The following is a 14,360-nucleotide window of genomic DNA, read 5'->3' as shown; positions in this document are numbered from 1 at the left end:
AGTATTACCCTTAGCCACCATGAACCTTTATGAAGAAACCCTAGAACTCCTGCAGGAACTCATCCGCAATGCCTGCGTCAATGATCTCACCCCCGACTCGGGCAACGAGGTCCGCAACGCCGACACCCTCGAGCGCTTCTTCGCCGATACCCCAGTCAAGATCCAGCGCTTCGAATCCCACCCCACCCGCGTCTCCATCGCCTTTACCGTCCCCGGGGATCCCTCCAAGGAGCCACTGACATTGCTCGGCCACACGGATGTTGTGCCTATCGACGCCCCCAAGTGGAGCAAACCACCCTTCGAGGCGCTCATTGAGGATGGAAAAATCTACGGCCGTGGCGCCGTAGACATGCTCTTTATCACCGCCTCAATGGCCGCAGTGACCAAGAAGGTGGCCCAGGAGGGTAACCCCGGCGGCGAGCTGACCTTTGTGGGCATGGCCGATGAGGAGGCGCGCGGCGGACTCGGCGGCAAGTGGCTCGTGGAGAACCACCCTGACGCCTTCTCTTGGAAGAACTGCCTCTCCGAGACGGGCGGGAGTCACCTGCCGGGCGCAATCGCCTTCAACGTCGGGGAAAAGGGCGCTGGCCAGCGCCGCCTGCACGTCCACGGCGACGCCGGGCACGGCTCCACACCCTACGGGAAGGACTTCGCCATCGTCAAGATAGGCGAGGTGGCCCGCCGCATCGCCGCCGCCGAGCCCCCGGCTGTATCCAATGAGGTCTGGGAAGGTTTTGTCCGCACCTTCGGCTTCGATCCGGCCACTGAGGCCGCGCTTATCGATGGCACTGGGGACTACAGCGCCTTCGGCTCCCTGGCAGCCTACGCCCATGCCTTTAGCCACACCACCATCGCGGAGACGGTCCTGCGTGCCGGCAACGCCATCAACGTGCTTCCCTCCCATGCTTACCTCGAGATGGACATTCGCCCCTTCCCTGGTCAAACCCAGGATGACCTCGATGATTTCCTGCGCACAGCTTTAGGTGATCTCGCCGATGAGGTGGAGATCGAGCACCTCATCACTGAGGACGCCACCCAATCCTCCACCGATACCGCCCTGTGGCATGCCATCGAAGCCACCGCCAAGGAATTCTTCCCCGACAAGGATGTCCTCCCCGTCCTAGCCACCGGCGGCTCCGATCTGCGTTTTGCCCGCCGGCTGGGTGGCAACGCCTATGGCTTTGCCCTCCACGCCGCTAACCGCGATATGGCCAGCGCCAATTCGCAGCTACACAGCCACGACGAGCACCTCTACCTCGAGGACCTCGAGCTCACCGTGCGCGGCTACGACAGCCTGGTGCACCGCTTCCTTTCCGCCTAAGCCACACGCGGAACAGATCTAGAGCTCAAAGTAGATGCCGGCGTGCAGCCCACAGCCAGGATTGAATCCGTGCCCACAGGCGGGGCAGGCTGGGCGGGCCAAGCGGGAGGTGGCAGCAGAATACTCGTGATAGTTCATGGTGTGTCCGCAGGCTCCGCACATCGCGGCAGGAACGTCTAGCGGCATAGGGCCGAAGGGATGATCAGCTATCTCCGCGTGACACAACGAGCACGCGAACCACTTATTGCAGGTGGCGCACCTGTTCGCCACCACATCCACCGCAGCATGCCAATGCGCGCAGCGGCCTTCACCGTCGATGGCTCCAACGATGACGTCGACGGTAGAGCCCACGCTCTCGGCGGCGGTGGCGCCTTGTTTATCGTTCACATCGATCCTCTCGCATCCTGCTTGGCATGCGCTTGCTCAGCAGCCCGACTGGCAGGGAATAGGATGGCGGCCATGAGCTCCGCAAAACTCGGCGATAAAATCCTCGCCATTGTGGCCACCATCCTAGCCATTTTCTACAGCCTTTCCCCCGGCGATATCCCGACAGGCATAGCCACCACCCAGGCCATCCTTGCGTGGTGCTTTGTGCCCTTTTGCTGGTTCTGGCGCTCGCGACCGGTCTTTAGCGCGACAGGGCTGCTGCTCTGCCTCGCTGGATGGTCTGCGACGTGGCTGTGGGGACTGCCTTACTCCACAGGTATCACACCCTGGCTTCTCGCGGCCCCAATGGCGGTATTCTCCAACGCTCGATACTGCCCGGATCGCCGCATTCCCCGTTCCATCCTCGGGTTGACCATGGTGGCCTCGGTAATTTCGCCGGCGATGTGGGCGCTCGAGGATAACCTGACGCTATCCTATACCACCGGAAAGCCCTGGCTCTTCGGCTTATCCTTTCATTGGCTGATCCTGGTATCCGCCTATCTCGCCGCGACTCGGCTGCGCGGACAGGCACAGGAGCGCCGTGCGCGAGAAAAGGAACGCCTCAGCGGCCTGCTTGCTGCCCAAGAGGAGGAGCGGCTGCTGATATCCAGGGAGTTGCACGACGTCTTAGCTCACTCCCTGACCCTGATTAAGGTGCAAGCCAGCGCGGCGCTCATTGCCGCGGACAAGGATCCCGGCGCGGCATCGGCCGCACTAGAAAGCATCAAAGGCACCTCCGCCGAAGCTCTGAAGGAGCTACGGCGAATTGTGCATACCTTACGCTCCCCACAATCAGAGAGCAGACAACCTACCCATCAACTCCACGATCTCGAAGCGCTACTGAGCGGCTTCCGCAACGCCGGACTCTCAATCGAAGAAGATCTCAATCCTGCGGCTTATCACCTCCCTGCGGTGTTGCAGCTAGCGCTTACACGCATCATCTCCGAGGCCCTGACCAACGTTTTGCGCCATCAAGGCCCGGGTTCCAGAGTCATTGTCTCGGTGCAGATCGATGCCACCGTCCAGCTCCGCGTCGAATCCTGGCAGGCCCTGGCTGAGGACAGGGAGCGAGAGGATGCGCTCGTGGCAGCAGTTGGCCCCGCCAGGGAGGGAACGGGAACCGGGATCATCGGGCTCAAGGAGCGCGCCGAGGTGCTCGGCGGGAGTCTCGAATCCTGCGGGGATGCGCAACATTTCCTGCTCCGCGTCGAGCTACCGACCAGGAGCGAATCATGATTAGGGTCCTCATCGCCGACGATCAAACGCTGCTGGTATCGGCCTTATCCACCATCCTCAACTCGGCGGAGGATATCGAGGTCAAGACCACGGCATCCGACGGCGCCTCGGCGATCGCGAGCGCTTTGGAAAGCCTAATCGACGTCGCCGTCATCGATATCCGCATGCCCGGCATGGACGGCATCGCCGCCGCCCAAGCCATCCTCGCGCGAAAACCAAACATCAAGGTCATCATGCTCACCACCTTCGGCGACGAGGAATATGTATCGGCTGCCTTGCAGGCCGGCGCTCATGGCTTCTTACTCAAGGATGCCGAGCCGGAGGAGCTCATCGGGGCCATCCGCGCGGTACACGCGGGCGAGTCCGTGCTGGCCAGCGCAGTAACCGAGCCGATCATCTCGGCCTATCGCGCCTCCCTAAGCCACAAGAAATCACTCTCGCCCGAGCAGGAACAGGGCCTGGCGTTGCTCACGCCGCGCGAGCGAGAAGTGCTGCTCGCCATTGCCTCCGGCGCCAGCAACCGGGAGATCGCGCAGCGTCTGTGCATCGCTGAGACGACGGTCAAGACTCATATTTCCGCGCTGCTATCGAAACTCCACGCCCGCGATCGCGTCGCGCTGGTGCTCATCACGCATAGAGCCGGCCTCCTACCGCAGTAGGAGGCTCCCCGCAGACATTTCCTTTTCCAGGCGGATCCCTCCCCTAGCGTTCCGGGGCCAGGATTAAAGCATGGACACACCGAAGATCGAATTTGAGGCCGTTTCCAAGTGCTTTGGGGAACACCAGGTCCTCGACCGAATCAGTTTTAAAGTCTCCCCCGCCCGCGTCCACGCCCTTCTGGGACGCAACGGCGCGGGCAAATCCACTCTGCTCTCCATCCTCTTAGGCCTGCTCCCGGCCGACTCGGGCAAGGTAGCAATCGACGGCCACCCTTTTAGTCGCGTGGATCTGCGCAATATCGGCGCCTCGATCAACGGCCCGGCGTTCTACGGCCACCTCAGTGCCCGCAACAATCTGCTCGTCCACACCAAGCTCTTGGGGCTGCCTGCCACCGAGGCAGATAGGACTCTTGCCATCGTCGGACTGCAGGACACTGGCAAGAAGAAGGCCAAGAGTTTTTCCACCGGCATGAAAGCCCGCCTGGCATTGGCGCAAGCGATGTTGGGCAACCCACAAATCCTCGTCCTCGACGAGCCGCAAAATGGGCTAGATCCGCAGGGCATTAGCGATCTTCGCCATCTGCTGCGGGACTGGGCAGCCCGCGGTGCAACGGTCTTGGTCTCCTCGCACCAACTCGGTGAGGTGATGCACCTGGCCGATGATGTCACCATCATCTCAGATTCCCGCGTCGCTTATTCGGGCCCACTCAACGAGCTCGCGCCGAGCGGCAACCTGGAGGAGGAGTTCTTCCGCCTCACCACTGGTGCTCAACATGCTTAAACATTTCGCTTGCCGTTATCTCCCCGCCGAACTACTCTCAGCGCGCGGTACCGCCCTACAGTGGCTCCCGCTCTTCGCGCTGCCCCTCGTATTGATGACCTTCAACTTCTCTCGATTTAGCTTCTCCACCGGGGATGCGACCGCGCTCTTATATTGGCAGGCGCTCTACCTCACCGGCATGGCAGCACCGCTGATAGCGGTATTCGCGGCCTCCGCAGAAGCCAGGGAGAAGGCCGCCAACTATGGCGGAGCAGCATGGCTTCCCATCAATGAGAAGGTTCAGCACATCGCCCGCCTGCTCGTCGTCGTGTTATCCCTGGCGGCTTTCCACTTTCTCAACTTCGGCGGAACCTGGCTGGCCAGCGTGCTGACGGGCAGAATTGGGAGCTTGCGCATACTATGGCTGGGCCTGCTAGCCTTCGTCGGCTGCCTGGGAATCGCCGGGCTCGCCTCGGCACTAGCACGGGTGACAAATCTCATCACGACGCTGGTCGTCTTCGTAGCCTGGCAGTTCATTGGGATCCTGCCCTCGGTAGTCGAGGGCAGGACGTGGTGGTTGTGGCCGATGGCCTGGCCGCTACGCCTAGTGCTTCCAGTAGCTCGCATCCATCAAAACGCCACGCCCCTCGAGCCCGGCTCAGCCCTAGCTGCGGAAGATCCCTGGACGGCCCTGCTATTGTGCCTGGCACTGGCCTCTCTCGGCATCGCTGCGGCCGTCCTCATTCCCGATAGACTGCGGCTGCGGGTGCACCCACTCCTGTCATTCGCGCGCGGCAAGACTGTACCTCGCCCACATGCTGACGCCGCGCTCAGCGGCTTCGATCTCGGAAGCTCCGAGGGCCTGGAACCCGCTCTTCGCGGCCGCACACCCGGCAGCCTTCGCATCACGGCCGCGATAAGCCGCGTCATCTTAACCCCGGCGTTGATCTCCTGCCTGGCGCTTTCTGTTCTAGCGCTTGCCCTCACCGCAACCGTCTACCCGGGTTCCTATGTCCATGCGCTCTTCGTGTTTCTGATCCTGCCCGTGGGCACGGGTCTCTTACCCGTCCTGTTCTGGCCCACGTTGCGCGACGCCTGGCCGCTCATGCTCACGGAGAATTTCCACTGCCCCAGGGCTATCCTTGGCTGCTCCGCGCTCTGCATCGCCGGCCTTAGCCTCCTCGCCTTCCTCCTAGGCTTGGCGGGCGGCGCCCCGCTCGACGAGGAATTGCGGCGACTAATCTTGTACATCACCGTCGGCTGCGCGCTCTTCTTGCTCTCCTTACTCTTAGTTCTGCGCCTGGGGAATCCGCCTGCGCTAATAGTGACCATCATCCTCGCCGTCGTTTCGGCGACCATCGGCGGGGACGTGCTCGCGGATTCCGCATTGTGGATCTTCGCCCCCTCTGCCTGGCCCGACACCGCGCACACTGTACCTCGTATGACAATCGCCCTAACGCTGAGCGTTACCTTCATCATTGCCCTGACGTGGGAAAACCTGCGTGTTCTGCGCCGTCCTTCAAACTAGATTCACCCGTGAAAGCTCCACGTTTCATCCCCTAAGCAGAGGCTGGTGCACCTGGCCTGCCGCCTAGCACCCAGAATGGATAGCGTTGCCCTTTGTAACCTATATTAGACACCATGTCTGAGAACACCAACGATGCGGAACCGGGCGGCAGAACTGCGCGTCAGTACCTGACCTATCTGGGTCCGGTATTGGCATTTTTGGTCTTACCATTCCCGGTTGCAACGCTGCTCAGCCCAGATGCCGCGACAATCGTCACGCTGGTTTCCCTGCCGCTCATCGCCCTCGGTCTGGGGCTAGTTGACGGCGCTGTATTCCGCTTCAACCTCTCCTTCCCGTTGATCAGCGCCGCCATCTTTTGGCAGGCCACGCGGATGTTCTACAACTCTGGGACCTGGGTCTACGTCCTCGGCGCCCTGATCCTGCTCGTTGTGGGCCAGTGGCTGGGCGCGAGGATTCGCCCCGAGAAACCCACAACCAAAGACTCCCCTGCCGTGGAGAATTCCGAAGAGGGTGCACGCTGATGGAAACCTGGTCACTCAACCACCCTGAACTCGGACTCATCGAGGTCGAGCGGGGATACGACTCGGAATTCGCCCAGCTCTATCCCGACTGGCCACAGAAGAACAAGACCAAGGCTGAGTCTGGGGCCAAGCAAGAAACAACAGAACCTGACTTCATCGAGGCGGGTCCCGATGCCAAACTGCCCGAGCGCATTAAACGCTTTGCCTCCAACCCCTCGGTGCGGCTGCAGCTCAAGGTCAATGGCGAGGTACGGGCGCGTTATGCCACGGTATCGACGGGCCGGATCGCGCTAGAGAAAGCTGCGGATTTAGGAACATTGGCCTCGACTTATGCCTTGGTCAATCGCAACAAGCCACACGTCTATATTCAGGCCAGCGTTCTCAACGACATCCTCAACGTGGAATACCGCCAAGGCTCTCAGGTGGTCGAGTTCGCGGCCCCGCCGGGAAGCCGCGGTGAGAAACGCCGAAAAGAGATGGAGGACAGCGGCTTCAAGCGGGTGGCCTATCCGCTTGTGGCCGGGCTGGGCAAGGGCGGTTGGGCGCTGGCAGTTGTGATCCTCGGGCCGCTGCTGGGCCGGTTGATTGAATGGATCTTGAGCTTCTTCCCCGACTGGAACTTGCGCCTACCTTCCTTCGATATCAACTTTCCCGCCCTGCCGCAGATTCACCTGCCTGTGCCGGACTGGCCCCCGCTGCCGTCTCTGCCACACTTCGACATCCCGCAACTGCCGGAGTGGGTACTCTTTCTCCTCGACTACTCGAAGATCTGGGTCCCCATCCTCATCGGCTTGGTGATAGGTATCCTGGCTATCCGCAATCACCGGAAGTCGGAGCAGGAGAAGGCTAAATGGCGGGGAGCACCTTCTGCGCCAAAAGCGGCGCCAACGGCCGATCCGGATGCGAAGGATTGACCCAGGCCATCTCTTCGATCTCCGCATCGATATGCGGTTCTACGGAGCCGGAATGGCAAAAGACTGTCGCTGTCACGCTGCACCGTGGCTCGTTGGCAGCAGGTGCGCTGAACTTACCTAAAGGATGCAAGGAGCTGGGCGGAATCGCTACGCCGATTTCTTCGGCAACCTCCCTCATTGCCGTGGTGCGGGGGCTCTCCCCTGCTTCCGGCTTTCCGCCGGGGAGCTGAAAGAGCATGCTTCCCCTCTTTCGCACGGTGAGTACCTTGCCGGCTGAGTCGCGGAAGACGACGGCGCTGACGACAATTTCGGCGGGGTTCTCGGTATTTTCTTGCATGGACCACCACATTATTCCGCAGGTGGGGAAAGCACCACTCCGCTGCGAGGAAGCAGGTCCTCCCGGCGGCGCGCATACCGTGGCTATGAGGGGAGATCATTGCGAGATGTGAGCATGGCGACTACACAGGGCACACATGAGTACATTTGCTATCGAAAACCCCAGTACCGGAAAGAAAGAACAAGAGTTCAACCGTATCGACGACACCGAGCGCGACGACATCTTGGACCGCTCTATGCAGGCCTTTGCGTCGTGGAAGGACACGGATATCAGCGAGCGCGCGGCCATCCTGGCCCGCACCGCGGACCTCTATGAGGAGCGCGCCGATGAGTTGGCTGATCACATCGGCCGCGAGATGGGCAAGCTCACCCGCTGGGCCAAGGCAGAGGTCCAGATCGTGGCGGATATTTATCGCTGGTACGCCGAACACGCCCACGAGCTGCTCGCGGACGAATACCTCCCAGCGCAAGGCGCCGATAAGACCGTCGTGCGCAAGGAACCTCTAGGCCCGCTGCTCGGCATCATGCCGTGGAACTTCCCCTACTACCAGGTCGCGCGCTTTGCGGCACCGAACCTACTGCTGGGCAATACCATCGTGCTCAAGCACGCCTCGATTTGCCCGCTCTCCTCGCAGGCCTGCCAGGATCTCCTCGAGGAGGCCGGCCTACCCCAGGACGCCTTTATCAATATCTACGCTTCGGGCTCCCAGATGGACGCTTTCGTGGCGGATAAGCGCATTAAGGGCGTCTCCCTCACTGGTTCCGAGACTGCCGGTGCTGCGGTGGCTAAGACCGCCGGCGAGAATTACAAGAAGAGCGTTCTGGAGCTGGGCGGAAACGATCCTTTCCTCGTCATCGATGATGACAACCTGGAGTGGGTCCTCGACCAGTTCACCCTGATCCGCATGTACAACACCGGCCAGGCCTGCAATGCGCCCAAGCGCCTCATTGTCTTGGAGGACTTCTACGATCGCAGCGTCGATTATCTCGAGAAGAAGATCGGCGCCATGCAGGTCGGCACCTATGAGGACGATAAGGCTGATCTTGGGCCGCTTTCCTCCATCGGGGCGCGCGACGAGATTGTCGAGCGCCTAGACAAGGCGGCACAGGAGGGAACCGCCACCATCCGCGTGGGTGGCAAGAAGCTAGACCGTGACGGTGCCTACATGGAGGCGACGCTGCTTAGCGATGTCGACCCCACAGCCGACGTCGGCTGCAACGAGATCTTCGGTCCCGTGGCCATCATCTACAAGGCGAAGGACGTGGAAGAGGCGATCGAGATAGCCAACAACTCCGATTACGGGCTCTCTAGCTCCGTGTGGGGCACTGACCTGGATGCCGCCTTCGCGGTGGCCCAGCGCTTAAATGACGGCATGACCTTCGTCAACGAGCATTCCGTAACCGGTGCGGGCCTCCCCTTTGGCGGAGTTAACCGCTCCGGCTATGGCCGCGAGCTCGCACGCTGGGGCGTGGGCGAGTTTGTTAACGAGCACCTCTACCGCGTAAGCGGCCAGCAGGATGCCGGCCTCTCCCCCGCGCTTTAAGTGCTGACGCTTTAAACGCTAGCACTTTAAGTGCTAGCGGCTGGCGATCTCGAGCAGCTCTAGGACGTGCTCGTACTCGCGGCCGGTAGCGCGCTCCATGCCCAGCTCACACGTACGGTTCAAGGATGCGTGGTAGAGCGAATCTAGCTCCTTGACCTCCGCCGCCTCTGCCTGAGTTGCCGAGGCGGTAAGCTCTGGGTGCAGCATGCCACGGTCACCCGCGTAACCACAGCAATTCCAATCAACCGGAATATGAACTTCCTTGGCCGCAGCACGCGCGACGGTCTCCAAGTCGTCGATAATGCCCAAGTGCTTCGAGGAACAGGTTGGGTGCACTGTCAGCGATTCGAGCGGATGCTTAACCTCAAGCTGCGGCAAGATGTGATCGACAGTGAAAGCGACTGCATCGATGACGGTGATTCCGACCTTCTCCGCCATGGCTTTGAAGCCCTCGGAACAGCTCGAGGCATCAGAGATAACGGGCAGACGGCCGTGGTCGGTGGCGTTGAGCAGGATGTGCTGAACGCGCTGTTCCATGATCTCGTGACCCTTGGTCATGCCCTTCGAGGTCCACGGGGTACCGCAGCACATCGAGTCAATCTCTTTGGGAACCATGAGGGACTGCCCGGAACGCTCAAGCAAGGCAATGAAGGCGTTGGAGGTGCCAATATTATCCCCGCCCTCGGCCCGGCCAAACATGGTATTGACGCAGGCCGGGACGTAGACGGCGGTAGGAGTGGCAGTCTTGTCTCCCACCAGCGTGCCCATGCGCGAGCGCAGCTTGCCACCCTTACCCAGCTCCGGCTGGTACTGCGGCATGACGTCATCGCCGACCAGCGCGCGTCCGACATCCGTAATCTTCTTCACCAGCCCGGTGGGCAGGAAAGAAACTCCGGTCAAGGCCACCGACGCCACTGCCGGCACAGCAGGCCAGGCTTGAGCTGCGGCCGCCCAACCAGTAGAGAGCACCTTATTATTGCGCTTGGCGCGCAGCTCCTTGACGTATTTGCCGGTATCGATGCCGACCGGGCAGGCGGTGACACACATGGAGTCCACCGCGCAGGTATCGATGCCCTGGTACTCGTAATCGTGCGCGAGCTCCTCGGCATCGGCCGTGCGGCCTTCCTCCACAGCCTTGACCCAGGCGCGACGAACGGCGATGCGCTGACGCGGGGTCATGGTCAGGTTGCGGGACGGGCACACCGGCTCACAGTAACCGCACTCGACACAGTTGTCGATGCGCTCTTCCACCTGCGGGTTGAGCTTGATGTTCTTAATGTGCGCTTCTGGGTCCTCATCGATGATGACGCCCGGGTTCATGATGCCGCGGGGATCACAGGCACGCTTGAGCTCCAGGTGGACCTCATAGAGCTCGTCGCCGTACTGGCGGCGCACATAAGGTGCCATGGCGCGGCCGGTGCCGTGCTCAGCCTTGAGGTTGCCCTCCGCGCTGAGGATGAGGGAAACCAGACCCTCGTTGAAGTCGTTGTAGCGGCCCAGCGCCTCATCGCCCTCGAAGCGGTCGGTCAAGAGGAAGTGGATGTTGCCATCCTTAGCGTGGCCGAAGATGACCGCGTCATCGTAGCCGTGGCGTACGAAGAGCTCTTGGAGGGACTCACAGGTGGGTGCTAGATCGCCCACGGGGACGACGACATCCTCCAGCAGTGCCGTGGTGCCGGACTTGCGGGCACCGGCAACGGAGGCATAGAGACCATTACGGAATGCCCAGGCCACGGCCCTATCGACCGCGTCTTGGGAGAAAGCCGCCGGGGAACGCAAAGGCAGCTCAGACAGGAGCTTCGCACCAGCCTGCTCGCGGGAATGCAGCTCCTCGGCCTCATTGGCGTGGTACTCAATGAGCAGGGCGGCTTGCTTATCCACATCGAAGCCGGTGATAGCCTCCGGCACTCCCTTGAGTGCTTGGCCCACCTTGATGGAAGAGGAATCCATGAGCTCGAGGGTGGCGGCGCCGGTATCGAGCAGATCCGGCAGCGCACGGGTGGCCGAATCAAGATCGTCGAATACCGCGACGGTGGTCGTGGCGAACTTGGAGATCGGCACGGTACGGAATACGGCCTCGGCGACGAAGGCCAAGGTGCCCTCCGAGCCGATGATGAGGTGCTCGAGCAACTTGACTGGGCTATCAAAGTCCAGGAAGGAGTTGAGCCCATAACCCATGGTGTTTTTGAGGGCGAAGTGGCGACGAATAGTGGCCACCGATTCCGCGTTATCGCGCACGCGGCGCTGCAGGCGAATGAGGATCTCCACCAACTCCGGCTCTTGGCGCGCCAGTTTATCATCGGCATCCGCATCCGCGGTGTTGATCATGGTGCCCGAGGGCAGGATGAAGGTCATCGATTCCAGGGTGCGGTAAGTATTGAACTCAGTACCGCAGGCCATTCCGGAGGAGTTGTTGGCAATGACGCCGCCGATGGTCGCCGCGCTAGACGAAGCCGGGTCTGGGCCCAGCTTGTGCCCATAAAGGTTGAGCCGCGCATTGATCGAGCGAATAGTCGATCCGGGCTGCACGCGCACGCGCTGGCCACGGTCGAGGACCTCGACACTCTTGAAGTGCCGACGAACATCGACCAAGATGCCCTCTCCCGAGGACTGACCAGCCAAGGACGTTCCGCCGGAGCGCAGGGTCACGGGCACTCCTCGTGCGGCGCCCTCGGCGAAAGCCTGCGCCACCTCCCCCGCATTTTTGGCCACAATGACAGCCTGGGGAACATTCAAATAGTGCGATGCATCGGAGGCGTACTTGGTGCGCTCTATCAGCGAGGTCCGCACGTCGACGTCCTCTGGCAACGTCAGTTCAAGCAATGGGGAATTCATGGCCCCAGTCTAAGCTCGCTTGGGAACTACCCCCGAAATGATGGCCAGTCTCCACTCATTAATGGTTAGACCAAAGTATGAATAGGAAAGGCTACGCTCACCGGCCCCTCCTCAGGACATTCCCGCCCTCGAAGTCTCAACAGGGAACGGCTCTAGGAAATTGCGAAGCCCTAAGCCGCGGCACGGGCAACCCCGGCTTTTCTCTCGGGCCCGGTCCGTTTCGGCTCTAGTGAGCCCGTGTACTTGATAGCGCGAAAGAACTAGATGGGCTTTCACTTAATGAGGAAGGAGTATTTTGCGCTTGGTGCTCGTTGGAGTCGGGAAAGAGGGCGGCCGCATAATTCAGCCCAGTATCTGCTTTGGATTTTTCCCGGTCTGTCAGTCCCGTGTTGTTGTGTAGGGTTTCTTCAACCCAAGGAACTCTGCGGACAATATTGGTGTGCCACATAGGGCGGTCTTGCCCATCACTACAAGTTGGGTTAAAACCGCCGGCAGTATGCACGGCATAGAGAACTTCGCCCTTGTATACAGGTGCGCCTGAATCGCCGCCACAGGATCGTAAGGCCGTTGATGATCTTCCTTTGAAAAGGTCTGTGTAAGTGACGTTTCCAAAGTTTAGGGACTCCACTTCTTCAGAGATGACTGTTAGGGCTGAAGAAGCATAGTCATGCGGTTGTCCATATCCGGTTAGTAGGGCTTGATCGCCTATTTCCATGGGTCGGTTGGCCAGTACGAGGGGATCGGCGTTGATTCCATCTCCCACCTTGATGAGGGCAACATCATCGGTGGAAGATTTGGTATAGATTGCAGCGATGCCCGCGGTATCCCCGTCCGATTGTTGGAGGAATCCATCCATAAAAGGGGTACTGGAGACGCAGTGGTGTGCGGTCAACCAAAAATTATCTCCCACATAGCTGGCGGTACAGTCACGTCGAAGACGTTTGCCGTCCGTATCATCCAGACCTGGAATCACTGACCATAAGGCCGCGATACGGTTGTCGTTGACTGGGGTGATACTGCTTGCTTGCAGTGCGGCGAGGTCAGGGTCTGATGCGTTTGACACGGCGGGGAAAGGGACCTGACCCCCGTTTGGTAGACACCTGATATCCCAACTTCTTGGGAACGAAAGGTAATCTCCACATCATGCCAAGCAAGACCTACTCTAAGGAGTTCCGCCGTGACGCGGTCGCATTGTACGAGAATTCCGACGGTGCTTCGATTCAGAAGATTGCCACCGATCTTGGGATCAATCGAGTCACACTGAAAAACTGGGTCACCAAGTACGGGTCCACTGCGTCCACGCGTAACAGCAATGCGGCCACAGCAGTATCCGTTGTCGAACAAAACCGCCAGCTCAAAAAGGGAGAACGCACTTCTTCGTGAAGAACGAGATATCCTGCGTAAGGCGGCCAAATATTTCGCGGAAGAAACGACTGCTCAGTGATGTTATCCTCGGTGCCCGAGTTAAGGCTGTATTCACCACAGAACAAAGTTGCTACGGGGTTAAACGCATCACTGCTGAGCTGAAAGACCAAGCAGGTCATGAGCCGGCTAATCATAAGCGGGTTGCTCGGGTGATGCGGTCGTTGAAATTGTTCGGCTACACCAAGAAACGCAAGGTCACTACCACGGTATCCGGTCAGAAGAAACCAGTGTTCCCTGACCTGGTGGGGCGTAGATTTACTGCTCCCGCACCTAATCGCGTCTATGTCGGCGACATTACCTACTTGCCGATTGCTGATGGTTCGAATATGTACCTAGCCACGGTTATTGATTGTTTTTCCCGTAGGTTGGTGGGTTTCGCGATCGCGGATCACATGCGCACGTCCTTAGTTCAGGATGCGTTGTTGATGGCTAAAGGCCAGCGAGGGGACCTCAAGGGTGCCATTTTTCACTCTGACCACGCAAGTGTGTATACCTCGAGAGCATTCCAAGGCACCTGCACCCAGTTGGGGATTAAGCAGTCGATGGGATCGATTGGTACCAGTGCGGACAATGCTTTGGCGGAGTCCTTCAACGCCGCACTCAAGCGGGAAGTACTTCAAGATTCCAAGACGTTTGCCAACCAGTTGATGTGTCGCCGAGACGTTTTCCGCTGGTGTGCTCGGTATAACACGGTGCGCCGACATTCCTGGTGTAAATATCTCGCACCGGTCGTGTTTGAGGAGCGGGGTTCTGCTAGCCTAAGAACCGCATCGTAATCAAATCCCCTGTGATGCTCCTATGTTGTGTCAAGCAGTTTGAAGGAATTCTTCGTAGGTTGACTTCAACTCCGATAAC

General features: G+C 60.0%; 12 protein-coding genes and 1 pseudogene. 9 read left to right on the top strand and 4 right to left on the bottom strand.

What is annotated here, in order from left to right; all coding sequences use genetic code 11:
• The first annotated feature begins 19 nt into the window (after positions 1-19).
• Positions 20-1,321, top strand: a complete 1,302-nt coding sequence (locus F4V60_RS00615; protein WP_075728865.1) for a M20/M25/M40 family metallo-hydrolase — start codon at positions 20-22, stop codon at positions 1,319-1,321.
• An 18-nt stretch (positions 1,322-1,339) separates the two neighbouring features.
• Here the strand turns inward: F4V60_RS00615 and F4V60_RS00610 are convergent, their stop codons facing one another.
• Positions 1,340-1,708 carry a CHY zinc finger protein gene (locus F4V60_RS00610; protein ID WP_232315948.1) on the bottom strand — a complete coding sequence of 123 codons (369 nt, stop codon included), beginning with the start codon at positions 1,706-1,708 and terminating at the stop codon, positions 1,340-1,342.
• A 72-nt stretch (positions 1,709-1,780) separates the two neighbouring features.
• Between F4V60_RS00610 and F4V60_RS00605 the strand changes: the two genes are divergently transcribed.
• From F4V60_RS00605 to F4V60_RS00580, 6 genes are all read left to right on the top strand, one after another.
• Entirely contained in the window at positions 1,781-2,983 is a 1,203-nt protein-coding gene (locus F4V60_RS00605) for a sensor histidine kinase (RefSeq protein WP_075728864.1), read from the top strand.
• Positions 2,980-3,642: a response regulator gene (locus F4V60_RS00600; protein ID WP_075728863.1), complete on the top strand. Its 663-nt coding sequence runs from the start codon at positions 2,980-2,982 to the stop codon at positions 3,640-3,642. Before F4V60_RS00605 ends, F4V60_RS00600 begins: the two co-directional genes overlap by 4 nt.
• A gap of 70 nt (positions 3,643-3,712) precedes the next feature.
• On the top strand, positions 3,713-4,423 hold the full coding sequence (locus F4V60_RS00595) for an ATP-binding cassette domain-containing protein (protein ID WP_075728862.1): 711 nt from the start codon (positions 3,713-3,715) through the stop codon (positions 4,421-4,423).
• Positions 4,416-5,930, top strand: a complete 1,515-nt coding sequence (locus F4V60_RS00590; protein ID WP_075728861.1) for an ABC-2 family transporter permease — start codon at positions 4,416-4,418, stop codon at positions 5,928-5,930. Before F4V60_RS00595 ends, F4V60_RS00590 begins: the two co-directional genes overlap by 8 nt.
• Before the next feature lie 113 nt (positions 5,931-6,043).
• The gene (locus F4V60_RS00585; RefSeq protein WP_075728860.1) at positions 6,044-6,451 is read left to right on the top strand and encodes a hypothetical protein; all 408 of its coding nucleotides are present in this window, start codon (positions 6,044-6,046) and stop codon (positions 6,449-6,451) included.
• Entirely contained in the window at positions 6,451-7,365 is a 915-nt protein-coding gene (locus F4V60_RS00580) for a hypothetical protein (protein WP_075728859.1), read from the top strand. The genes F4V60_RS00585 and F4V60_RS00580 overlap by 1 nt, the downstream gene beginning before the upstream one ends.
• On the opposite strand, the gene F4V60_RS00575 is transcribed toward F4V60_RS00580, so the two are convergent.
• Positions 7,298-7,702, bottom strand: coding sequence for an NUDIX hydrolase (locus tag F4V60_RS00575; RefSeq protein WP_075728858.1), 405 nt, complete (start codon positions 7,700-7,702; stop codon positions 7,298-7,300). The two genes, F4V60_RS00580 and F4V60_RS00575, sit on opposite strands and share 68 nt — an antisense overlap.
• A 136-nt stretch (positions 7,703-7,838) precedes the next feature.
• Here F4V60_RS00575 and F4V60_RS00570 point away from each other — a divergent pair, with 136 nt between their 5' ends.
• Positions 7,839-9,245: an NAD-dependent succinate-semialdehyde dehydrogenase gene (locus tag F4V60_RS00570; protein ID WP_075728857.1), complete on the top strand. Its 1,407-nt coding sequence runs from the start codon at positions 7,839-7,841 to the stop codon at positions 9,243-9,245.
• Positions 9,246-9,278: 33 nt separating this feature from the next.
• Here the strand turns inward: F4V60_RS00570 and F4V60_RS00565 are convergent, their stop codons facing one another.
• Both F4V60_RS00565 and F4V60_RS00560 read right to left on the bottom strand, forming a co-directional pair.
• Positions 9,279-12,080, bottom strand: a complete 2,802-nt coding sequence (locus F4V60_RS00565) for an FAD-binding and (Fe-S)-binding domain-containing protein (protein WP_075728856.1) — start codon at positions 12,078-12,080, stop codon at positions 9,279-9,281.
• Between the two features lie 226 nt (positions 12,081-12,306).
• A complete protein-coding gene (locus F4V60_RS00560) occupies positions 12,307-13,143 on the bottom strand; it encodes a trypsin-like serine protease (protein ID WP_075728855.1) in 837 nt (278 codons plus the stop codon).
• 80 nt (positions 13,144-13,223) lie between these two features.
• Between F4V60_RS00560 and F4V60_RS00555 the strand changes: the two are divergent.
• Positions 13,224-14,281, top strand: a pseudogene (locus F4V60_RS00555) (IS3 family transposase).
• The last annotated feature ends 79 nt before the right edge of the window (positions 14,282-14,360 follow it).

It is taken from the genome of Corynebacterium flavescens, from assembly GCF_008693105.1.
GTDB lineage: Bacteria > Actinomycetota > Actinomycetes > Mycobacteriales > Mycobacteriaceae > Corynebacterium > Corynebacterium flavescens.
Note: the sequence above shows the minus strand (reverse complement) of the source record. Positions and strands in the feature narration are given on the sequence as shown.

What these genes read in the sequence shown, in the direction of transcription:
- F4V60_RS00615 (WP_075728865.1), top strand. Translation starts at nt 20, where the DNA reads ATGAACCTTTATGAAGAAACCCTAGAACTCCTGCAGGAACTCATCCGC.
- F4V60_RS00605 (WP_075728864.1), top strand. Translation starts at nt 1,781, where the DNA reads ATGAGCTCCGCAAAACTCGGCGATAAAATCCTCGCCATTGTGGCCACC.
- F4V60_RS00600 (WP_075728863.1), top strand. Translation starts at nt 2,980, where the DNA reads ATGATTAGGGTCCTCATCGCCGACGATCAAACGCTGCTGGTATCGGCC.
- F4V60_RS00595 (WP_075728862.1), top strand. Translation starts at nt 3,713, where the DNA reads ATGGACACACCGAAGATCGAATTTGAGGCCGTTTCCAAGTGCTTTGGG.
- F4V60_RS00590 (WP_075728861.1), top strand. Translation starts at nt 4,416, where the DNA reads ATGCTTAAACATTTCGCTTGCCGTTATCTCCCCGCCGAACTACTCTCA.
- F4V60_RS00585 (WP_075728860.1), top strand. Translation starts at nt 6,044, where the DNA reads ATGTCTGAGAACACCAACGATGCGGAACCGGGCGGCAGAACTGCGCGT.
- F4V60_RS00580 (WP_075728859.1), top strand. Translation starts at nt 6,451, where the DNA reads ATGGAAACCTGGTCACTCAACCACCCTGAACTCGGACTCATCGAGGTC.
- F4V60_RS00575 (WP_075728858.1), bottom strand. Translation starts at nt 7,702, where the DNA reads ATGCAAGAAAATACCGAGAACCCCGCCGAAATTGTCGTCAGCGCCGTC.
- F4V60_RS00570 (WP_075728857.1), top strand. Translation starts at nt 7,839, where the DNA reads ATGAGTACATTTGCTATCGAAAACCCCAGTACCGGAAAGAAAGAACAA.
- F4V60_RS00565 (WP_075728856.1), bottom strand. Translation starts at nt 12,080, where the DNA reads ATGAATTCCCCATTGCTTGAACTGACGTTGCCAGAGGACGTCGACGTG.